Origin of the sequence: Leptospira neocaledonica (assembly GCF_002812205.1) — a bacterium.
Classification (GTDB): domain Bacteria; phylum Spirochaetota; class Leptospiria; order Leptospirales; family Leptospiraceae; genus Leptospira_B; species Leptospira_B neocaledonica.
In genome coordinates, this window is sequence record NZ_NPEA01000004.1 from 43,832 (window position 1) to 64,688 (window position 20,857).

Sequence of the window (20,857 nt, forward strand, 5' to 3'; positions counted from 1 at the left end):
GATATTATAAGATCAGTCGAATCTTACTCGGTTTTAGTGCAAAATCCTTTCCGGAAAAGCGGGATATAAATATATCCACCGAGGAAAAAATGAACAAAGAGCATTTCGATGTGATCACTGTAGGCGCAGGTTTATCAGGGATCAGCGCCGGCTATCATCTGCAAAAACTTTGCCCGGGTAAAAAATATACCATCTTAGAAAGTAGATCCGATATAGGCGGAACCTGGAGCCTATTTCGTTATCCGGGAATTCGTTCCGATTCGGATATGTTTACCTTGGGATATTCTTTCCGGCCTTGGAAAGAAGCGAAGGCAATCGCCGACGGACCTTCTATCCTAAACTATGTGAGAGAAACAGCATCCGAATTTGGAATAGATCGTAATATACGTTTCGAACATAGAGTAACGTCCACTTCTTGGTCCAGTAAGGAAAATTTTTGGACAATCAATGTAGAAGTCGGGACAAAAAAAGAAAAACGTACATACACTACGGACTTTCTTTATATCTGCAGCGGTTATTATAATTACGATAAAGGATTCACACCCAATTTTCCAGGAGTAAAAAACTTTAAAGGGCAGATCATCCATCCGCAACATTGGCCGGAAAATTTAAACTATAGCGGCAAAAAAATAGTAGTGATCGGAAGTGGTGCCACTGCTGTCACCTTGGTTCCATCTATGGCAGATGAGGCTTCTCATATTACGATGTTGCAAAGGTCACCGACTTATATTACGAGTCTTCCATCCAAGGATATAGTCGCAGATTTTTTAAGATTCATTTTACCTGCGAAACTGGCCCATCATATCACTCGTATCAAAAACATTCTTATTCAAATTTGGTTCTATCAAGTTTGTAAAAGATCGCCGAATTTCGCCAAGTGGTTAATCAGAACAAGATTGAAAATTTCTCTTCCGAAAGGATATGATATAGATACACATTTCAAACCGAATTACCAGCCTTGGGACCAAAGAGTTTGTTTGGTTCCCGACTCCGATCTATTTAAGGCGATTTCTAAAGGAAAGGCGTCTATCGTTACGGACCATATCGAAACTTTCACTTCCAAAGGTATTAAATTAAAATCAGGAAAAGAATTGGAAGCGGATATTATAGTCACTGCGACCGGATTGGAATTACTCGCAATCGGTGGGATCCAGTTGAAGGTGGACGGTGCAGAAGTGGACATTTCTAAACAATTTACATTCAAAGGTCTGATGCTGAGTGGAGTTCCGAACTTTGCATTCTGCGTAGGTTATACGAACGCGTCCTGGACATTAAGAGCGGATCTAACTTCAACCTATGTTGCAAGATTGCTTAATCACATGCAAGCGAACGGTTATAAACAATGTATGCCTGTTTGTGATCCTGCCAAAATGGAGAAGGAGCCGATACTCGATCTGAATTCCGGATATATCCAAAGAGCGATAGACCAATTCCCTCAAAGAGGGGCGAATCGACCTTGGAGATTCCATCAGAATTATCTAATGGATCTATTCGATATTAATTTTGCCAACGTAAATGATTCTAACTTATCCTTCGGATAAACACAAAATAGGAAGAAGAAAACCAAATGAAAAGTTTTAAAAATAAAGTTGCCGCTATCACCGGCGCCGGATCAGGAATGGGAAGAGAACTTGCAATTCAGCTCGCCGAACAGGAATGCAACCTTGCATTATCAGATGTAAACGAGGCAGGCCTTGCGGAAACAGTCCAATTAGTAAAGAAGAAGAATCCGAATGTTTCTATTACTAGTCAAAAACTGGATGTGTCCGACCGATCCGCTGTTTTTGATTGGGCTTCCAAGGTAGCTAAAGATCATAATAAGGTAAATTTAATATTTAATAATGCAGGCATTGCTTTCGGGTCCACGATAGAAGGATTCGAATCAAAGGATTTCCAGAGAGTAATGGACATCAATTTCGGCGGAGTAGTGAATGGGACCCAGGCCTTTCTACCCCATCTCAAAGAAAGTGGAGAAGGACATATCATCAATACTTCCAGTGTATTTGGAATCATTGCCGTTCCTGGAACTTCTGCATATAATGCTTCCAAATTCGCAGTCAGAGGGTTTACCGAAACCTTAAGACAAGAATTGGATTTTACCAAAGCAAAAGTTTCTGCAACGAGTGTTCATCCAGGAGGGATCAAAACTGCGATTGCAAAAAGTTCCAAAACTAACGATAGCGTAAAGGCTCTTGGTTTGGATCCGAGTACGGCAGGAGAAAAAATGTCGGCTCAATTTATCACGAGTCCGGAACGGGCGGCAAAGGTGATCTTAAAAGCAGTGAAGAAAAACTCTCGCAGAGTTCTGATCGGACCTGATGCAGTGTTCTTGGATTTGATGCAAAGAATTTTCCCAAGCTCTTATCCGAACATCATTACTAAGGCACTTATGGGAAGAATGGCAAAGTAAGAATTGAGATGAAGAGCAGACTATTTATTTTACAAGACAATAGATATTATGCTCTTCGAGTTCTTTTAAGAACTGAAATTCTTGGGAGTTAGGATCTTCAATTGATACCTTATAACTCTTATCTTTTGAAGTATCGACCCATATAATAACAACAAAACGATACCCTAATCTATAAATAAAAGCCTGCCCTATCGCTTCACGGATACTTGATCCTGTTCGGATTACCTTTACCTCTATTGCAACTCCATCTTTGCCGATGCTCATATCAGGACGATGGTCATGTCCAAAAGCAGTGATCCTAGTCATAACCTGCTGAATGTTTCGCTGGTCGATGAAATCATCGAAATTCGGTTGCAGAGCACCGGAAAGCCTATCTTCAAATTTACGTTCATCTTCTGCGTTGATATCTAAAGAAAGACGACCTACGATTTTTTTAATCGTATCTAAACTTTCCCAATAATATCCTGTTTTCCGGTTTGCTACAAAGACAGACATGATTTCACCTTTAAAAGAAAAATAATTTTTGTTTTACACTTCTTCTACATCAGCATCAGCTGCATTCTTCTTTATAGACTCGATTCCTTTTAAACATGCTTGTTTAGAAGAATAACCCTCACCGGTTGCAATAATCTCTCCATTAGAAGCTTTTAATCTAAATCGATATTCTCCGCTTTTATCCTTATAAACCTCAAATTTTGCAGACATCCGAAACCTCCAAACGATGGGAGGCAATACTGCATAACGTACGAAGGAAGGTCAATTTATTTTTTTTGTAATATATAGTATTTATAAATAAAAAAGGGGTAACGATCCTGATAGAGCATTCCGCAAAAAGAACTATGATATTCTAATCCAGGTGATTAATTTTCCGTTTATAAGACTACTGAGTGAAATTAATTATTCAATGCCAACCTAATACCCACTCCAAACTGTAGGTAAAAAGTATTTAATATTCTCCCAGTAAATTGGTCGGAATAGATCCGAGTACTTTGCCTATAAAATTCAATCATATAAAAATACTTAGGACTAGCATGATAGTTGGCACCAATTCCTACTCCCCACGAAAAAGCACGGCCATTCGTCATCGCCGAATTTCGAGCTAAATAATCGTCTCTGGAACTTGCATGTACATTATCGCTTACGGGGAAAGTCATCCCGGCTTTTACTTTAATATATGGATCAAATTTATGTTTTGGTAAAAGATGAGCAGAAAGAAATGTTAAAGCCGATACATCGGAATAAACCTGAACATCTTTCGGTAAAGTTGTTACATCTTCATTTAATGCGAAATGAATTTGTTTTTGAACTTTTTGCCTAACTGCGTGAACAGCTTGGCCTTGAAAAGTAAATCCGTAGCCGATATAATCAGTCCATCCGGATTCCAATTCGATCCCATATAGACCGCTACTTTGATAAATTGGGCGATCATATGTGGAAATTGCAGGCATTCCAACTATATTTCTTTTTACTTCACCGACTTGAATTCGATTTAAAAGAGTATGATCGTATTCTTTTTCCGCATCTATGAACGAGCCGCTTGGCGGCCCGAGAGGTCCTCCATAAAAGAAGGAAAAAGAAAAATAGTCTTTAGAGAATCCTATTTTAGAATTCGTTTCTTCCGCATACGTCGAAAAATCATTTCGAGGGACCATTTCGGCCAATAATAATTCCGGAAATCCAAGAATGAACGAGAAAAGGAAAATAAATCGTTTCATCTTTTTACCCCTTAAAAAGTCGCTAACGTATTAAAATGATTCGACCTTACCTTGGGACAAATTGGTTCCCGACTGAATTACTTCTTACTATAACATTAATGAATTTTAATTTTTAACAAATCTAATGCCACATCCACGATCATATCTTCTTGGCCACCGACCATTTTTCGTTTACCCAATTCGATAAGAATATCAACTGTTTTGATGCCAAATTTGCGAGATGCTTCTTCTGCATGGCGTAAAAAGCTAGAATAAACGCCCGCATATCCGAGTGCTAATGTTTCCCGGTCTACTCTCACAGGTCTATCTTGCAAAGGACGGACTAAATCCTCTGCTGCATCCATTAAAACGAATAGATCTGTCCCATGATTCCAATTCATACGCGAAGCCGCCGCTATAAATACTTCCAAGGGAGCATTCCCTGCACCTGCACCCATACCTGCAAGACTCGCATCGATTCGATCGCATCCCTCCTCCACTGCGATAATAGAATTAGCTACTCCTAAAGAAAGATTATGATGAGCATGGATCCCAGTTTGGGTATCCGGTTTCAGAATATCTTTCATAGCGCGAAAACGATCTCGGATATCGCTCATATTCATGGCTCCACCGGAATCCACTATGTAAATACATTCCGCTCCGTAACTCTCCATCAATTTACCTTGTTCAGCTAACTTCTGAGGAGAAATCATATGGCTCATCATTAAAAAACCGACTGCATCTATTCCTAAAGATTTTGCGTATTCTATATGTTGTTTGGAAATATCCGCTTCCGTACAATGAGTCGCAACCCTAACCGAACGAACACCTGCATTATAAGCATCTTTTAGATCATGGATCGTTCCGATACCAGGAAGAAGTAGAGTCGCAATTTTTGCATGTTTCACAATTTTAGCCGCTTCTTCAATCATCTCCAAATCAGTATGAGCTGAAAATCCGTAATTGAAGCTGGAGCCTTGGAGTCCATCTCCATGTGCGATCTCAATGCTATCCACTTTAGCATCATCAAGTGCATGTACAATATTTTTGACGTGAGCGAGCGAGTATTGATGACGGATTGCATGACTTCCATCCCGCAAAGTTACATCTGAAATAAATAGTTTTTTGTTACCTGGGAGATTCATTTCACAATCTCTTGTAGTTTAGAATTTTTGAATTTAGCGATCCTCTCTCCGATTGCCAGAGCGGCAGAAGTCATTATATCAAGGTTCCCTGCAAAAGAAGGCAGATAATGTGCCGCTCCTTCTACTTCTATAAAAACGGTAGTTTTTAATCCGGAAAAAGTTCCTATGCCAGGGATCTTTAGAGGTTTGTCTTTAGGAACGATGTCGAATAAAACTTTTTGTTTCAAACGATATCCAGGCACGTAACCTTGGACTTGTTTCACCATTTCTAAAATCGATGTTTCAATTTTAGATTGGTCCTCCAATTTCGAGAGAATATAAATCGTGTCTCTCATCATCGGAGGAGGTTCTGCGGGGTTCATCACTATAATAGATTTTCCCTTTTTTGCTCCGCCGACCAATTCTAATGCCTTCGAAGTTGTCTCCGTAAACTCATCGATATTAGCCCTAGTGCCTGGTCCAGCAGATTTACTGCTAATAGATGCGACAATCTCAGCATAGTAAACATCTACGATCCTAGAAACTGCATATACAATCGGAACGGTTGCCTGGCCACCGCAGGTGATCATATTTATATTTTTTTGATCTATATTCCGATCCAAGTTCACCACCGGAACACAATAAGGCCCGATTGCAGCTGGAGTTAAGTCGATCATTCTTATATTCGGATTTTCTTTTCTCAAAATTCCATCGTTTTCAACATGAGAAGAGGACGAAGTAGCGTCGAATACGATCTCTATTTCATTAAAATTTGGAAGCTCTAATAAACCTCGCACTCCTTTGTGAGTCGTAGGAACTCCCAATCTGCTTGCCCTTGCCAATCCATCCGAGTTTTGATCGATACCTACAAGAGCGCCTATTTCCAGACTTTTTGAATTTCTTAAAATTTTGATCATCAGATCCGTTCCAATATTCCCGGACCCTATAATAGCGGTTTTTACTTTTCTTTCCATAAGAAGAACCTAATTTATAAATAAATATTAAACCATTTTACAAGAGACTCTTCCGAGTCCTTTGATCTCTGCGTCCAAATCGTCTCCAGCCTGAATGGATATCATGGGCCCTAATGCACCGGATAAAATAATTTCCCCTTTTTTCAGGCCTTGGCCTCTCTCTATTAGATTTTTTGCAAGCCAATAGGCGGCTCTTAGCGGATGATTCAAACACGCAGCGCCGGATCCGACAGATTCTACCTTTCCGTTCTTTCTAAGAAACATACCTGCGCCGGCCAGATCGAGATTTCCCAAAGTGATAGGTTGATTACCCAATACAAAAAGACCACATGAAGCATTATCAGCCACAGTATCCTCAAGTTTGATCTTCCAATCTTCAATAGCACTATCTACGATCTCCAGAGCAGGAAGAGCATATAAGATAGAATTCAAAAATTCTCCGTAACTAGGTATATTTCCTTGTATATCTTGTGCCAATATGAAAGCCACTTCTGCTTCAACTTTAGGCTGAAGAAGTTTTGAAGTCGGCACTTCATCCGAATCCAAATATTCCATATCAGAGAAAAGAGTTCCAAAATCGGGTTGATCTACACCTAACTGCGACTGAACTGCTTTAGAAGTCAGCCCTATCTTCTTACCGATCTCCTTTGCACCCGTTCCTAATCGTTCTATATTATTGATCTTAGCTATTTCATAAGAAATTTCTAAACCATGAATACCGAATGTTTTAGTGATCGGTGGAATCGGCTTCCCGTTTTTTCTAGCTCCCAATAACGCAGAAGCGGCGGATCTAATATTCGAAAAATTTTCCAAATCGCCCATATTAAACCCCAACAAACGATTTCAATCGCTGGTTTCTAACGGGAGAAATCACACCAAGCTGATGTTTTAATTCTTCGACAAGTTTATCACCGTTTGACCTTGACATGCCGAATACGAATTTGTCCGGACGAAGTAAAACTAATGCATTTTTCTTATATCCTGCTTCATAGAACCAAGGCTTTAAGAGGCTATAAATATCTTCTACTTCGCTCAGATCCGAATCAAAGTCTCGACCCACTCCACGAATGCCTTGAGGCCTTCTTCCTTTTTCATAAATTGTAATATACTTAGTACCGATAGAATTCAGAAAAGATAGAGACTGATCGGAAAGGCCTTCTCTCGGATCAATACCCTGTCCAATCAAAGCGAAAGAATTTCCGATGATCTGATCCATTTTTTTATTTGTACCGTCCATGATCTGAAGATCCGGTTGAGGTATCAAAGTGCCTGCATGACGGTTGGCAGAATTCCTTGGTAAGCCAAAATATTTTCCATTCTTATATTTAGGCTTAGGTTTAAATTTTCCTTCCTGGAATATTTTATACAAACTTGGGATCGATTTAATTATTTTTAATATACCATTTCTCAACGTAGCAAGAAACTTATTTTCCAAAGAAACTACGTCCTTTAGGATCGTAGAAACTTGGATCATAGCTTTGGCATGAAAGTATCTTTCATTCTGATATGTATCCAATAACTTTTCGTTTGCTCTTCCATCGATCACTTCGATCAATTTCCATCCAAGATTAAAAGCATCTCGTATCCCTGAGCTCATTCCTTGCCCCATAAACTGAGGAGTCATATGCGCCGCATCGCCTGCCAAAAGAACACGACCGTCTTTCCATTTTTCCGCAACGAGTCCGTTAAACGTGTATACCAATCTGCGTTTTATTTCGAAATGATCCGGATTCACATGTTTAGACAATAACATCCGTATTGTCTCCGGCCTTTCCATGTGTTCCTTAGAAGTTCCTGCTTTTAGCCTAAATTCGAATCGATGGAAACCGTCAGGCTGAGGGCAACTCACGACAGGTCCGTTCGGGTCGCAGTAAAAATTGAAATACGGTAAATGACGAAGTCCTAATTCCAAATTTTTCTGTCTTAAGTCTACAACCAGCCAAGGTTCCGGAAAATTTTTCCCTTTTAATTTTATGTTTAAAAATTCGCGTACTTTACTTCTTCCACCATCGCAGCCAACAACAAACGAGGCTCGAATAGATTGCTCATCCTCTTGTTCCTTCGGTTTAGGATTTTCAGATTTCTGCCCATAGGCCGTTCCTTCGGAGGCAATATGATAAACAGTCACGCCCTCCGGATCCTGTGCAAGAGAACGAAATTCTCTACCTCGAAGAACTTTTACATTGTCGTATTGGCCTAACTTTTCGCTGAGTTTTGTTTCCAAATAAGGTTGGTATAAAAAGTTAACGATAGGCCATCCATTTGGAGTTCCTGTCGGCATATATTGACCGAGAGGCGTTCCATCTTCGTAGGTAAATTGAACGGGGATATCGAACATCATATCCTTATGTATTTCATCAGCAACACCTGCTGCCTGAAAAGCCCTCAGACATTCATCGTCCGTGTATACCGCCCTAGCGTTTCCGTAAAACACCGGCTCCTTTTCGAGAATGATAACATTTAATCCTCTTTTACCTAAGATATGAGCAAGAGTAAGTCCGGCAGGACCCAATCCTATAATCGCAACATCATAAATGAGCCTATTCGATCTATTTAAATTTTCCATAATATATTATTCCTCCTAGATTAGAACGGGATGTATTCCGAACGAAATAAAGAGAAAACTCCTCTTCGAAATTCATTCAACCTAGATAACGCAGTAGAAATCTCCGGCTCATGGCCCCAAGCACTGATCTGTTTATATTTATTCTGTTTCCATTGGATTTCGCTTACTGAGATAGGATTCCATCCTATTTCTAATTCAAAACCGGAAGGAGTAACGATATAGAAAGATAGCTCCAGATCGTTCGGATGTTGTCCTATCCCATGGGCGATTTCAAATCCTAACTCCTTACAACGCCGGTATGCCTGAGTCATATCCTCCAAATTTTTCACTTCTATATTCAAATGTTGGATCTTAGTAGAAAGTGGGTCCATGCGAAGGCCTCGAGTTGCAGCTATAGCGATGGAGTGATGGCGAGGATTCATTCTTAGGAAGGTAATATCCAATATTACCCCGGACATTTTTTGTTCTATTTGATCACTAACCCTTGCTCCAAAGATTTCCTTCCAAAATTTGATCAGCCTTTCCGGTTGTTTGGAAACTATAGCCACATGACCCATTCCGAACTGTTCCGTTACAAAACCTTTAGATAACATATTTAAAGGTGTTTCAGTTAGAATAGGATTAGTGAAGATCTCGATCTTCAATCCCTTAGGACCGGAAAATTCCCAAAAAGCTTCAATTCCTCTTAGGCTCGCTTCGATCCCGCTCCCTCTTCGAACTTCTACTTTTCGTTCTTTCAATTTTTCTAATATTTTCTTAAGAGAATTCTCATCCTTAATCTGAAACCCTAAGACTGTAAAATCTTCTGCGTCCCCCTTCCTAATAAGAAATCGCCTAACGTGCCAATCGATCCGGAAAGATAGTATGTCTTCGGACAAATATTCCGCATGAAGACCGATTGCATCCTTTCCCAATTGAAGCCATCTATCCAAATGATTGGACTCGATGATTACATACCCTAATTGTGCGGAATTGAATAAATCCGCCGGACCGTTCTCGAACATTTAACGAATCCTCCCGGATACTTTCGATTGTGAATGTAAAGAGATAAAAGATTTCGTAATGGAATTGAACTCTTCCGCTCTCTCCCATTGTACCCAATGCCCTGTCTTATTAAATAGATATAGATCGCAATTCGGTAAGCGTTTTTGCAATGAAGGGCCACCACTTGGTCGGTTTACCTTATCCTCAGTTCCCCACAGCACCAATGTAGGGATCTCGCATTTCAAAAGTCTTGGATCTCTTGTGAAATCGAAATTTTTAAAATTTGGAATCCCTTTGGGTCTACGTAGGGGAGGAGCTTGGATCACTTCCGGATCAATACTGGACTTATACCTTTCTTCAATTAAGGCAGAAGGAACGTTGATCCCTTCGAAAACCAAATATTCTCGAATAAATTCAGTAATTTTTTCTAAGCTCGGCCCTTTTCCCGAATAATAATTAAAAAGTCGGTTTAGACCTTTCGTTGGAAGAGATCGAGTCGTATCCACCCCACCAGGCCCCATTAGGATAAGAGAAGAAATCATATTCGGTTTTTCTAATCCCATTCGAAGAGCACAAGCCCCACCCAATGAATTTCCAATCACATGGACCTGAGATACTCCGAGAATATCTAAAAATTGTAACATTGCAGTCGCGAGATCCCCGAATGGATCTTTTCTATTAATTCCTTTCGTTGATCCTCCATAGCCCGGCATATCCGGAACAATCACCCTGAAATTTTCCCCAAGAACTTCTATATTCTTAGAATAATTCGATATTCCGGAGGCCCCGGGCCCGCCTCCATGTAACATTAAAACCGGCTCACCTTTACCGGTTTCATAGAATTGGATCTTTCTAGCTCCGACAGATAATTTCTTTAGTTCTGGCTTCGAATCCGACTTCCTCAGTTCCATATTCTCTTCCTTAAAGGTTTTCTTAACCCTGATCTATCCTTGTTTTCGAACGTTTATTCTAAAATGAATAGAATATTTATGAGATATCTCTCATTTTTTAATATATTTTTATTTTTGCAACATTCCTCATAATAAAATTTTGTCAATCAAAAATAAAGATCTATTCTAAGAAATGAATCTTATTTTTGCTAAAAAATTCATAAAACGGTTTGACGGTTATTTATTTTTTGAAATATATCTCATTTTTATGCAGTATATATAATTATGAGAATTTTATTTTAATCGTATAATTATAATTTTAAATCGTTATATAGAATATGAAAACTCGGAGGCTTTCTTATGCGTAAACAAATCAGCGCAATCGACGTGCATCATCATTTTATTCCTTCTTTTTATACGGAAGCCCTCTATCGACAGGGAATAAAGGTAGTTGCAGGGGCTCCTCTTCCTTCCTGGAATCCTGAACGTTCTTTGGGGGCGATGGATATAAATGGGGTCCGAACCGCGATTACTTCTATTTCATCTCCGGGTGTATATTTTGGGAATCGTGAAGAGGCTGTTTCTTTGGCTCGTCGTTGCAATGAATACGCGAGAGAGATAAAAGAATTATATCCTGGAAGATTCGGATCTTTCGCGATTCTACCGATGCCTCTTCCTAAAGAAGCAACTCAAGAGGCGATTTATTCTTTAGATACTTTGAAAGCAGAAGGAATCGTCCTACTCGCCAGTACCAGAGGAAAATTTTTAGGAGATCCTGACTTTGAGGAGCTTATGCTTGAACTGGATAAAAGAAATGCTGTTGTATTTGTACATCCTGATATTCATCCAAGTAGTGAAACATTAGGTTTGAAAACTCCCGGTTTCATATTGGAGTTCCTCTGCGATACTACCCGGGCGGCAGTAAATCTAATCTATACGGGCACTCTCGAGAAGTATCCTAGGATCAAATGGATTCTTGCTCACGCAGGAGGATTTCTGCCTTATGTGGCATGGAGAATATCTTTGGGAAATCTTCTGCCGGAAATTTCCGAAAGAACTCCTCAAGGTATTATGACCTATCTTAGAAGGTTTTATTTTGATACTGCTCTATCCCCTTCTCCTTTTGCAATGGCTGCGCTAAAAGAATTAGTGGAACCGGATCATATTTTGTTCGGTAGTGATTTTCCCTTTGCTCCCGAACCTTTATTTGTGCATCAAAGAGAAGAGCTTAGTACATTAAAAGAATTTGATCCTTCTACTCTTGCCGGAATTGACAGAGGCCACGCTTTGAAACTTTTTCCAAACTTAGCAATGAAGGGAGAAGTTTCAGGAAAAGCGCCTATTTTCGATCGAGTAAATCTAAGTACAGCGATCAAATTCCAAGTAATCAAACGGTTTGTAAGTTTGGCTTCGAGAGCCAGGAAACGTTAGTTAGAAGGTAGTTTGAAAAAGAATTTTTACTCTTTCCAAACTCTATCAAAGGCTCTTTGGCTGATATTCTTAGCGGTAGTCGCAGAAACGCCGAACGCTTTTAGAACCAAAGCTATCATTTCCACGTCATGGGATTTATTTTTCACTCTACCTTCCAGAATATTCCTGATTCCATAATGTAAAGCACCAACATACAAACCCAAAGCGGATTCTTCGGAATCGATTGTAAACTTTCCGACCTTGATAGCTTTTTGCATATCTTTCATAGGTTGGGCTCGAAGAAGTTCGCTCATTCTGGGTGCGACCGCGGCAACACGAATCAAAGCCCAAGCCCAATCTGCATCGTTTCTTGCTCTTTTTAAAAAAAGCATTCCACCCAATGCCATTCTCTCGGCCCCATCCGTGATATCAGGCATCAATCGCACTGCTTCTGCAACCAAGGATTCTGCCAAGGCTAACGCAGATGCTTCTAATAATTCTTCTTTCGTTTTGAAATAATTATAAAAAGTTCCGTTCGCAATTTCGGCTTCTGCAGAAACTTCTGCGATCGAAGTTTCTCCCGCGTCTTTGATAGCGAATAATCTTAGAGCAGCATTCATAATTTGCGCTCTTGTTCTTTCTCTCTTAGGAAGTAGAACTTTTCGACGCTTCGCAATTGCCATGAATACCATTTCGTTGGTATCAATTGCACGAGCAACTACAATATTGAGAGAGATCTCATTTATTGATTGTTTTATATCAATACATATTACTCGCTGGCCTTATGGATTTACTTTCTTATAATACACCTGGATTACTTTTCCCTGCTATTTCTCTTTTGATGTTGGCATTCACAAATCGATTTTTCGGGCTCACTTCCCTTGCAAGACAACTTCTGGAAAAGTATCGGGAAACAAGAGAAGAGCTGCTTGTAGCTCAGGTAAAAAACTTAAGATTTCGGATCTCACTCGTAAGATATTCTCAGTCGTTCGGAATTTTGAGCCTGATCTCTTGCACACTCTCTATCGGGTCGATTTCGTTACATAACAATCTAGCTTGGTTTTTTTTCGGAGCATCTCTCTTATTAATGATCTTCTCCTTGGTTTATTCTTTACTCGAAATCCATTACTCGACCAAAGCACTAAAAATAGAAATTGAAGACGCATTAAAAGAAAATTCCCATGAATAGACAACTATTTATAGTTGACCAATATTTCATTTTTGATAATACTCTCATTTATAATCGACATGCCAACACGCATTCCTAAACGATCGGAAAAACCGATTAGCAAGGCTCAAGATATCGCCTACATTAGATTAGGTAGAAAAGACCTAGAGTCTGCGTATCGTTACTATATCGATTTCGGTCTCAAGGTCAAAAGTAGAACGGAAGATAGAATTCTTTTCCATGCTATTAGCTCCGGATTCCCCTGTTGGTCTATCGAAAAGGCCAATAGGGATTTTTTACTCGGTTTTGGGTTTTTCGTTTCGGACAAGAAACAATTTGCTGAACTACAAAAATTAGATGGAGCAATATTCCATCCAAAAGGAAGATTTGGGGATATTCCATCAGTCACTCTATTCGATCCTTCCGGTCTCCCGGTAGATGCAGTTAATTCTTCTTCTCATCAAATATCGAAAGTGAATTCCAAGAGAATTTGGAATCATTTTGATATAATCAAACGTATCAATACGCCTCAGCCGAGTATCTCAGGTCCTCCGAAGGTGATTCGATTAGGACATGCAGTTTTTCTAAAACAGGAATTCTTTAAAAACGCACAGTGGTATTGTGATACCTTCGGCCTGATTCCTTCTGATATTCAGTTACTACCAAAATCAAAAGAGCCTGTTCTGGCCTTTCTTAGATGTAATAGAGAAGGAGAATTGACTGATCACCATACGATCGTAGTTGCCACTGGAGCAGACGATCGTTTAGAACATTGCGCCTTCGAGCTAAAAGACTTAGATGAAATCGCCCAAGGAAGGGAATGGTTGCTCAGCAAAGGTTGGAAGCCTGCTTGGGGATTGGGAAGGCATTTATTAGGAAGCCAGATATTCGACTATGAAAGAGATCCAACTGGAATGTTAGTCGAACATTATACGGATGGAGACAAATTTGATCATTCAGTTCCTGTGGGATTCCATGAGATAAGCCGAAAAAGTTTATATCAATGGGGACAAGATATGCCCGAAGATTTTTTGGATACTAGATTGAATTTTCAAAGCTTAAAGGAACTTATCAAGGGATTAATTGCAAAAAGAGAGATCCGAATCAAAACGTTAATACAAATGAAAACGATGGCTTCTAAATCCCCCAGAAAATGGATTAAATACTAAGGAAGAGAGAATGGCAAAGAATTATATTCGATATGAGAAAAACAATAAAATCGATTGGGGATTTTATAAAGACGGATCGGTAACACCCTTAGGGTTCGGAGATCTAAGCACAAAGGAATTTTTAGAGGCTATACAAAAAAATTCAAAAACAAAAATCGAAACAAAATACACGTTAGACAGACTTTCCATTCTTTCTCCGATTACGGCCCCATGTCAGATCGTATGCCAAGGAGCGAATTATAGACAACATTTAATAGAATCAGGGTTAAACCCGGATGACAAAACCTATAATATGTTTTTTACTAAATCGGATGCCTCTCTTTCTTCTCCTCTAGGGAACGTGATAAAGCCAAAACATGTTAAACTTCTGGACTATGAAATCGAATTAGGATTAGTCTTCGGCAAAAGAATAGATTCAAATTCTAATGTGACTTTAGGCAATGCCTCCCAATTTGTCGCCGCATTCTTTATGGCAAACGATATTTCCGCAAGGGACATTCAGTTACCTCAACTCCAATGGTATAAAGGAAAATCTTATAGGACCTTTTTACCTGCAGGGCCGATGCTTGCGATTTTAGAGCCGGGAGATTTCGAACTTCTAGAAAATTTAGAACTAACCTTATTGGTAAACGACGAGATCCGACAACACGATACTGCTTCTAATTTGGTTTATAAACCTGCCGAAACAATTTTAGAACTATCAAAATTTTGTAATATAAATCCGGGAGACATTCTCATTACTGGTACTCCTTCCGGTTGTGCACTAAAAGCTCCAGGAAAATTGATCCAAAAGATCGGCGGCCTTTTATCTGAAAAGAAAAAATGGGAACTGTTTATAAAGGGCCAATCTAAACGAAAAGAATATCTGCAGCCAAAGGACAGGATCCGCTCTTCGATCCGGACTGCAGACAGGAGGATCGACTTAGGCGACCAAATTTTAAATGTAGTGCAAGATCTTACTTAGAAACTTCGACTTTTCTATTTAACTTTGCCCATTGTAGCTTTGCATTTACTATAAAGATACCTAAGATCACGAGAAAAGCTCCGCCAAGATCGAACACGTTAGGAGCTTCTCCTAAAACCCAAGAAGTTAACATTGCAATCACCGGGATCAGATTTCCAAAAATGACCGCTTTATCAGGGCCTACAGCTTGGATGCCGTAATTCCAACAAAGATAACCTAAGAAGGTACTCAAGCCTGCCATATAGAGAATGGATAACCATGCCGAGTTGGGAATATCCTTAAACCCTACGCTCCAGTCACCGTTGATCAAAGTTAAAACTAATAAAGCGATAGTTCCGAATAAGGCAGTAAATGCGGTTGTTTGGATTGTAGAGACTCCCGGAATATATTTTTTCATTCCTACCGAATAAAAACTCCAGCAAGTAGCCGCAATCAAAATGGGAAGTATCCCTTCTCCATGAAATGCATTAGTAAGAGCCACCATGCTTCCATCGGAGATTACAAGTACAACTCCTAAGAAAGAGATCAAGGTTCCCAGGTAATGCTGAAATTTAATTTTAGTATTTAATAGAAAGTAAGAGAGAAAGATAGCGATCGCTGGACTAGCTGCAATCACAATCGCAGCATTCATGGGAGAGGCTTTTTTCATTCCCATAAAGAAGAAAAAATTGAATCCAAAAACCCCGATAATCCCGAGTGAAACGAATACGATTAAATTTCTTTTATCTACCTTTAGTAATTTTCTATCCGTAAGAAGTACGAATAAAAACAAGAACAGAGTAGCAAATATAAAACGGAGTGCTCCGGCTAAACTCGGCGAAAAAGAGGCAAGCGCTTCTTTAGCCACATGAAATGTGGTCCCGGTAATCAAAGCAAAAAATACTAGATAAAGATATGGCTTAATAGATAACATTTTGAATTCCTATTCTGTTTTTAAAAGAGTCTCATATTCTTTTAATTTCGATTTCGCAAGTCGGATCATCGATTCTAGATCCTTCTTCTTTTGTTCTAACTTTTGTAGATGGGTCTCTAAGATCCGGATCCTTTTGTTTAAAGGTGGTTTGAAATTTTCTCCACTCTCTACCTTGTCTAGAATACATCCTTCCAAGAAAAATTCCTTAATATCATCCAAGGACATATTCATTTCTTTTAAAGCTTTGATTCCCTTAAGATGGCGGATCTCCTTCTCAGAATATTTCCGATCTTTTCCATACATTCTTTCCGGTTTGCGTAGGATTCCGATTTTCTCGTAATAACGAAGTGTATAAGGACTAAAATTCGTGATCTCTGAAATTTCCGAAATACTTAGAAACTTACTCATTCTGATTCTCCGGATTCCTTTAAATCCTATAGATCAGACTCACCTAGAGTTAGCTCTAAGTCTAAATTTACTTCTAAATTTAAGAAAATTTTAGTTTTGTAAGGAAACGGAACAATTCATAGGAGCCTGGATTAGTTCTTTTTGCTGAAGGGTCAAAATACGAATGAATACCGAATCTATTTCGCAATTATATTCACTCGAAAAATTCGAATCCGATGCCCCACCTTTCTCCGTTACAAAGACACGAATAGAAAAACTTACACCTAAACGATCGGCTTTATCGTAACGGAGAATAACCTTACACGGCCTTATGTTTGCAGAACATTTCGCATGATCGAAATCAATACCGTTCCATTCAATTTTAATCTTAGGGTGGATTTCTTTGGAAGTGAATATAAAGGAATGATCTTTTAGTAGATCGCCAAAGGGTCTATAAAGCATATTATACTCATAATCAGGAGAAACTATATCCTTACTTTTAACCCAACCTATTTGATTTTCATCACTTTCAAGTTTGATTTTAACCCATTCAGTAAGCTCGGAGCCTTTATTATTTTCAGTCGACTCCTCATTTGAGTCCAATTCACTTAAAAGAAATATACCCGCATTGTGCGGAATACGGTTTTCAAGGGAATCACTAGATTCTTTAGGCTTTCTGTATAAAATGGTTCCTTCCAAAGGATGAATAACGTATTTCGATTCATATTTTAAGGAAGAAGCTAATGCATGATACTCTAGATCATCCACAGCTACTTTGATAAAATTTTCGCTCTTAGCGCCTACGATGCCCACTTTAATCGATGTGAGTTTTCCTGAAAAATCCGTTAAGATCCTAACCTTCTTAACAACAGGATATTCTAATTCGTTTGTATAAGCGCGATCATAGTTCTTACTCTCTAAAACCTTCAAAGGTTCATTTCTTAAATAGAAAATAGGACAAGATGAAAATAATCTGCAATCCGTATAACAATCAAAAAGAAACAAAAGCGGGAGACATAGAATAATGACTGAATAATAATTACAAAATAAGATTTTAAATTTCAATTTGAAACCTCAGTGATTAGAGTGTCCTGGTATTTAGTACCTTTATACACGCTCAAAATCTCAATTGCCAGAAATGTATGCGAAGTTTTTACTCCACCTTCAGAATCGTTTAAATATTCGAACTTAGGTATAGGTAAGTCTTGATAACCATTCAAATCTTTTAAAGAAACCTTACCCTTTCCGATCCTATATATATCATAAACAACTGGGCAACATTGACTCGCGGCCGCTACCCCCGCTTGCAGAACATATACCTCAATTTCCTTTGGGCGATTATTCGCGTAAAATAATTCTTTCGATTTTCCGAAACCTGACCAGATTTTTACAGGCTTATCTATATCTATCTGAACGATAATAATCTCGCCAATTCCATCGCCTGAAACGCCTTCCGACCAAGCAGTCTTGGTATTTTTATCATTAGCCGAATAAGCAGAATATTGACATGACCATTTTTCGTAGTCGATTCTGCCATAACCTAAATCATCTTTTTTAATTTTAGGAGGTGTTCCCGCTGCTTTCAATAATGACGTAGACCAATACTTAAAATTTCCCGGTTTTCCTCCACCCTCTAAGCTAGAAATAATTTCACCGTTCTTTAATTTACTTATAATACTCCGATCGCCTTGATTCGTACACGGACTTAATTCGTACGATTGGGATTTCATACCGTAACTTTGAAAAATCAAACAAATTAGAATAATTTTGATATTCAGTAATCTTTTCATTACTACTCCATTAATTATTAAATATTCCTTAAAGTAAGCAAAGATTTCCATAATCTCTTATTGCGGAAACCGACATTCAATTTAATCAATCCGATCGTTCAAATAAATATTTCCAAGACCACGTAAATGTATTTTAAAACAAGGGAGATGTCCGGTCCGAGAATCTTTCTCGCTAAAAATAAAAAAGTTTAAAACTTTCTACATTAGTCTTCGATTCTACATATGGAAATTATGAATTTGCAAAAAATGAAATCATATATCATATTAGGACTTTCTATTTTAATAGCATTACTTGGCGGATTATTTTTTCACCACCGATCATCTAATATCCATAATTTGATAAAATTAGTATCAATTTATTCGATCGGCATATTCTGTCCCATCTTTCTAATGCTGAATATCTATCATTTTATAAAACCGCCCTTTTCTTCGATAGCGGTCACCATATCCACAGTCTACCCTGCGTTTTTTATGATCTTTGTATTCTTAACCACCGGAGAACCCGATTTAAATCATTTTTCATTTTTAATCATCTCGATAATTTATCTAATTTTAATTCTTACCGGGCGAAAAAATGCAAAATACGTTTTCGCTATAATTATTTCGATTTCCAGTGTACCTTTCGGTTTACTTTATTTTAAAAAGTTTAAACAATTCGGAATATTTCTTACCATTGCCTTGGCATTGCCAATTGTCATAATCTGGTCTATTTATAAATATTCCGACCCTAACAGCTTCGCAATAATCGTTTTAATAAGCTCAACCCTTTATATCGTATATTTTTCAGCTCTGTTGTTTTCGATTCTAAGAGGTGAAAAGGATAAAACCATAGTTTCTCAAACTGAAAATCAGATCAATTTGCGACTCTTCCTCTTTTCTTTATACTGCGTAACGATTTCATTTTCCGCGGCCTTAATTATCGATTTCCTATATAGTGAAAAACTCAATATTTATATGGCCAAAGGGAGCGCTCTAGAGCCAAATATTTTGGACGGGGACATCCTAATCGCAAAAAGAGATAATTTTGTAATCAACCGGGGAGACGTTGTTTTGCGATCCTACGAAGATTCGGAAAGCCTTGTTAGAATTATAGGAATACCGGGCGACAATATCGAATGTATAGCAAAGAAGAATTCTTCAAATTTGTATCATATGGAGATCTTTATTAATAATGTTCAACTCCCGATAGAGCTAAATTATAATTTTCAATTTAAGGACTGGGAAAATAATACGCGACCGGAGCTCGTTAGTGACGATGCATATAATGAAACAATAGATGGGCACACTTACCAGATCATTGTCCCAACTGATGATATAATACACAAATTCCTTGGAGGTTTTCCGAACGTCCTTCCAAATCATTTTACCATTCAACTTGAAAATGAAGAATACTATCTTCTCCCTGATGATCGACAGTATTTCTGCTACTTTTCATTAATTGAAAAAGAAGTCTCGCGGTCAAAAATTGGAGGAAAACTTATTTATAGAATATTTTCGTTCGATTGGGCGAATAAAAATTGTAGAGATTCGAAAGGAAAAATTAAGCCAGACAGTAAAGAATACTGCGAGGAAAATCTTTGGCCTCGAATCCATGATTCAAAATTCCGATACGACCGGATCGGACCAATTTAAAATAAATAGTTTAATTTTTTACGATATGATCGTACGTTTTTGACTCCTATTAATACTTCCGTAGCCCAATATTTATAAAAAAATTTATTACCCAACGAGCCGACTCCCTTCATTGGAGCGCAAAAAGATTCTTCTACAAGAATTGTTAGTCATCACTAAATCTAAGCGTTTTGTCAGTCTTATTCTGAATTTGCAGGTTTCCATTCTTTAGATGTAATCTTCTTTCTTCTTTAATTTCATAATCAACAATTTCCTGGAATTGTGCTGGGAACTGATTAAACTGATAGAATTCATTTTCACCAGTTTTAAAAGTTATAACATCCTCGAAGTCGGAATCGTTTTTCTCTTGTTTAAAATCCTTAAAATCTATAAATCTCAGACTCCCAGTATTCATTAATATAAGCTTTTCTTCGAATTCTAAATTAGAAACTCCTGATTCACATTTTTTCTTGATCCTATCTAGATCCCCTCCTTCGAGCTGAAGTGATTTATACAAGTATATATATAACCCATCGTTTGCCCAAATATATTCGCCGATCATAGCTCTTTCTTTTTTAATACAAATCTCTGGATCAATTATAAAAACCGCCGTTCCTTTTTTGGAAAAGACAAACGTATTGCCGGATCGTAAATCATTGATACCCACCTCTTTCCATATTCCGAACATTTTAACGGGGAAAGGTGGGAAATTATTGCCGCTTTCTTTACAACAAAATATAAAAAGGAAAACCAATGAGATTGAATATAGTTTTCTATGTTTATACATACAACTCATCATTGAG

General features: G+C 38.3%; 22 protein-coding genes. 7 read left to right on the forward strand and 15 right to left on the reverse strand.

All coding sequences use genetic code 11. The features are described 5' to 3' along the window. The first annotated feature begins 89 nt into the window (after positions 1-89). Positions 90-1,541 carry a flavin-containing monooxygenase gene (locus CH365_RS07265; RefSeq protein ID WP_100767934.1) on the forward strand — a complete coding sequence of 484 codons (1,452 nt, stop codon included), beginning with the start codon at positions 90-92 and terminating at the stop codon, positions 1,539-1,541. 26 nt (positions 1,542-1,567) lie between these two features. Continuing rightward, positions 1,568-2,410: an SDR family NAD(P)-dependent oxidoreductase gene (locus CH365_RS07270; RefSeq protein WP_100767935.1), complete on the forward strand. Its 843-nt coding sequence runs from the start codon at positions 1,568-1,570 to the stop codon at positions 2,408-2,410. A gap of 24 nt (positions 2,411-2,434) precedes the next feature. Here the strand turns inward: CH365_RS07270 and CH365_RS07275 are convergent, their stop codons facing one another. From CH365_RS07275 to CH365_RS07315, 9 genes are all read right to left on the reverse strand, one after another. Next, a complete protein-coding gene (locus tag CH365_RS07275; RefSeq protein WP_100767936.1) occupies positions 2,435-2,905 on the reverse strand; it encodes a hypothetical protein in 471 nt (156 codons plus the stop codon). A gap of 33 nt (positions 2,906-2,938) precedes the next feature. Next, positions 2,939-3,115: a YegP family protein gene (locus tag CH365_RS07280; protein WP_100767937.1), complete on the reverse strand. Its 177-nt coding sequence runs from the start codon at positions 3,113-3,115 to the stop codon at positions 2,939-2,941. Positions 3,116-3,303: 188 nt separating this feature from the next. Next, the gene (locus tag CH365_RS07285) at positions 3,304-4,125 is read right to left on the reverse strand and encodes a hypothetical protein (protein WP_100767938.1); all 822 of its coding nucleotides are present in this window, start codon (positions 4,123-4,125) and stop codon (positions 3,304-3,306) included. A 95-nt stretch (positions 4,126-4,220) separates the two neighbouring features. Continuing rightward, complete coding sequence (gene dmpG, locus CH365_RS07290) at positions 4,221-5,249, reverse strand: 4-hydroxy-2-oxovalerate aldolase (RefSeq protein WP_100767939.1); 1,029 nt, start codon at positions 5,247-5,249, stop codon at positions 4,221-4,223. Continuing rightward, positions 5,246-6,202, reverse strand: a complete 957-nt coding sequence (locus tag CH365_RS07295) for an acetaldehyde dehydrogenase (acetylating) (protein ID WP_100767940.1) — start codon at positions 6,200-6,202, stop codon at positions 5,246-5,248. Before CH365_RS07295 ends, dmpG begins: the two co-directional genes overlap by 4 nt. Positions 6,203-6,229: 27 nt before the next feature. Then, entirely contained in the window at positions 6,230-7,024 is a 795-nt protein-coding gene (locus CH365_RS07300; protein ID WP_100767941.1) for a 2-keto-4-pentenoate hydratase, read from the reverse strand. A gap of 1 nt (position 7,025) precedes the next feature. Further along, a complete protein-coding gene (locus CH365_RS07305; RefSeq protein WP_100767942.1) occupies positions 7,026-8,768 on the reverse strand; it encodes a bifunctional 3-(3-hydroxy-phenyl)propionate/3-hydroxycinnamic acid hydroxylase in 1,743 nt (580 codons plus the stop codon). A gap of 20 nt (positions 8,769-8,788) precedes the next feature. Then, entirely contained in the window at positions 8,789-9,772 is a 984-nt protein-coding gene (locus tag CH365_RS07310; protein ID WP_100767943.1) for a VOC family protein, read from the reverse strand. Next, positions 9,773-10,663, reverse strand: coding sequence for an alpha/beta fold hydrolase (locus CH365_RS07315; protein ID WP_208861174.1), 891 nt, complete (start codon positions 10,661-10,663; stop codon positions 9,773-9,775). It abuts the gene before it with no gap. A gap of 339 nt (positions 10,664-11,002) precedes the next feature. On the opposite strand from CH365_RS07315, the gene CH365_RS07320 reads away from it, so the two are divergent. Then, positions 11,003-12,073: an amidohydrolase family protein gene (locus CH365_RS07320; protein ID WP_100767944.1), complete on the forward strand. Its 1,071-nt coding sequence runs from the start codon at positions 11,003-11,005 to the stop codon at positions 12,071-12,073. A 26-nt stretch (positions 12,074-12,099) separates the two neighbouring features. Here the strand turns inward: CH365_RS07320 and CH365_RS07325 are convergent, their stop codons facing one another. Continuing rightward, positions 12,100-12,735 carry a TetR/AcrR family transcriptional regulator gene (locus CH365_RS07325; RefSeq protein WP_100767945.1) on the reverse strand — a complete coding sequence of 212 codons (636 nt, stop codon included), beginning with the start codon at positions 12,733-12,735 and terminating at the stop codon, positions 12,100-12,102. Positions 12,736-12,836: 101 nt separating this feature from the next. Here CH365_RS07325 and CH365_RS07330 point away from each other — a divergent pair, with 101 nt between their 5' ends. Genes CH365_RS07330 through CH365_RS07340 form a run of 3 tightly spaced genes read left to right on the forward strand, consistent with a single transcriptional unit; the run spans position 12,837 to position 15,353 of the window. Next, positions 12,837-13,241 (forward strand): DUF2721 domain-containing protein, encoded by a 405-nt coding sequence (locus tag CH365_RS07330; RefSeq protein ID WP_100768263.1) that lies wholly within the window; start codon positions 12,837-12,839, stop codon positions 13,239-13,241. A 59-nt stretch (positions 13,242-13,300) separates the two neighbouring features. Continuing rightward, the gene (locus tag CH365_RS07335; RefSeq protein WP_244283035.1) at positions 13,301-14,389 is read left to right on the forward strand and encodes a VOC family protein; all 1,089 of its coding nucleotides are present in this window, start codon (positions 13,301-13,303) and stop codon (positions 14,387-14,389) included. 10 nt (positions 14,390-14,399) lie between these two features. After that, positions 14,400-15,353 (forward strand): fumarylacetoacetate hydrolase family protein, encoded by a 954-nt coding sequence (locus CH365_RS07340; protein WP_100767946.1) that lies wholly within the window; start codon positions 14,400-14,402, stop codon positions 15,351-15,353. On the opposite strand, the gene CH365_RS07345 is transcribed toward CH365_RS07340, so the two are convergent. The 4 genes from CH365_RS07345 to CH365_RS07360 all read right to left on the reverse strand — a co-directional run bounded on the left by CH365_RS07345 (position 15,346) and on the right by CH365_RS07360 (position 18,494). Further along, complete coding sequence (locus CH365_RS07345) at positions 15,346-16,266, reverse strand: DMT family transporter (protein WP_100767947.1); 921 nt, start codon at positions 16,264-16,266, stop codon at positions 15,346-15,348. The two genes, CH365_RS07340 and CH365_RS07345, sit on opposite strands and share 8 nt — an antisense overlap. 9 nt (positions 16,267-16,275) lie before the next feature. Beyond that, the gene (locus CH365_RS07350) at positions 16,276-16,674 is read right to left on the reverse strand and encodes a MerR family transcriptional regulator (RefSeq protein ID WP_100767948.1); all 399 of its coding nucleotides are present in this window, start codon (positions 16,672-16,674) and stop codon (positions 16,276-16,278) included. Positions 16,675-16,764: 90 nt separating this feature from the next. Continuing rightward, complete coding sequence (locus tag CH365_RS07355; RefSeq protein ID WP_100767949.1) at positions 16,765-17,583, reverse strand: hypothetical protein; 819 nt, start codon at positions 17,581-17,583, stop codon at positions 16,765-16,767. 131 nt (positions 17,584-17,714) lie between these two features. Continuing rightward, positions 17,715-18,494, reverse strand: a complete 780-nt coding sequence (locus CH365_RS07360; protein ID WP_100767950.1) for an NADase-type glycan-binding domain-containing protein — start codon at positions 18,492-18,494, stop codon at positions 17,715-17,717. A 420-nt stretch (positions 18,495-18,914) separates the two neighbouring features. Here CH365_RS07360 and CH365_RS07365 point away from each other — a divergent pair, with 420 nt between their 5' ends. Beyond that, entirely contained in the window at positions 18,915-20,075 is a 1,161-nt protein-coding gene (locus CH365_RS07365; protein WP_165782580.1) for a S26 family signal peptidase, read from the forward strand. A gap of 145 nt (positions 20,076-20,220) precedes the next feature. Here CH365_RS07365 and CH365_RS07370 read toward each other — a convergent pair whose 3' ends face one another. Then, positions 20,221-20,721, reverse strand: a complete 501-nt coding sequence (locus tag CH365_RS07370; protein WP_125226296.1) for a hypothetical protein — start codon at positions 20,719-20,721, stop codon at positions 20,221-20,223. Positions 20,722-20,857 lie beyond the last annotated feature (136 nt).

Bases quoted from the DNA above. Each gene is read 5' to 3' on its own strand.
- CH365_RS07265 (WP_100767934.1), top strand. From the start codon at position 90: ATGAACAAAGAGCATTTCGATGTGATCACTGTAGGCGCAGGTTTATCA.
- CH365_RS07270 (WP_100767935.1), top strand. From the start codon at position 1,568: ATGAAAAGTTTTAAAAATAAAGTTGCCGCTATCACCGGCGCCGGATCA.
- CH365_RS07275 (WP_100767936.1), bottom strand. From the start codon at position 2,905: ATGTCTGTCTTTGTAGCAAACCGGAAAACAGGATATTATTGGGAAAGT.
- CH365_RS07280 (WP_100767937.1), bottom strand. From the start codon at position 3,115: ATGTCTGCAAAATTTGAGGTTTATAAGGATAAAAGCGGAGAATATCGA.
- CH365_RS07285 (WP_100767938.1), bottom strand. From the start codon at position 4,125: ATGAAACGATTTATTTTCCTTTTCTCGTTCATTCTTGGATTTCCGGAA.
- dmpG (WP_100767939.1), bottom strand. From the start codon at position 5,249: ATGAATCTCCCAGGTAACAAAAAACTATTTATTTCAGATGTAACTTTG.
- CH365_RS07295 (WP_100767940.1), bottom strand. From the start codon at position 6,202: ATGGAAAGAAAAGTAAAAACCGCTATTATAGGGTCCGGGAATATTGGA.
- CH365_RS07300 (WP_100767941.1), bottom strand. From the start codon at position 7,024: ATGGGCGATTTGGAAAATTTTTCGAATATTAGATCCGCCGCTTCTGCG.
- CH365_RS07305 (WP_100767942.1), bottom strand. From the start codon at position 8,768: ATGGAAAATTTAAATAGATCGAATAGGCTCATTTATGATGTTGCGATT.
- CH365_RS07310 (WP_100767943.1), bottom strand. From the start codon at position 9,772: ATGTTCGAGAACGGTCCGGCGGATTTATTCAATTCCGCACAATTAGGG.
- CH365_RS07315 (WP_208861174.1), bottom strand. From the start codon at position 10,663: ATGGAACTGAGGAAGTCGGATTCGAAGCCAGAACTAAAGAAATTATCT.
- CH365_RS07320 (WP_100767944.1), top strand. From the start codon at position 11,003: ATGCGTAAACAAATCAGCGCAATCGACGTGCATCATCATTTTATTCCT.
- CH365_RS07325 (WP_100767945.1), bottom strand. From the start codon at position 12,735: ATGGCAATTGCGAAGCGTCGAAAAGTTCTACTTCCTAAGAGAGAAAGA.
- CH365_RS07330 (WP_100768263.1), top strand. From the start codon at position 12,837: ATGGATTTACTTTCTTATAATACACCTGGATTACTTTTCCCTGCTATT.
- CH365_RS07335 (WP_244283035.1), top strand. From the start codon at position 13,301: ATGCCAACACGCATTCCTAAACGATCGGAAAAACCGATTAGCAAGGCT.
- CH365_RS07340 (WP_100767946.1), top strand. From the start codon at position 14,400: ATGGCAAAGAATTATATTCGATATGAGAAAAACAATAAAATCGATTGG.
- CH365_RS07345 (WP_100767947.1), bottom strand. From the start codon at position 16,266: ATGTTATCTATTAAGCCATATCTTTATCTAGTATTTTTTGCTTTGATT.
- CH365_RS07350 (WP_100767948.1), bottom strand. From the start codon at position 16,674: ATGAGTAAGTTTCTAAGTATTTCGGAAATTTCAGAGATCACGAATTTT.
- CH365_RS07360 (WP_100767950.1), bottom strand. From the start codon at position 18,494: ATGGAAATCTTTGCTTACTTTAAGGAATATTTAATAATTAATGGAGTA.
- CH365_RS07365 (WP_165782580.1), top strand. From the start codon at position 18,915: ATGATCTTTGTATTCTTAACCACCGGAGAACCCGATTTAAATCATTTT.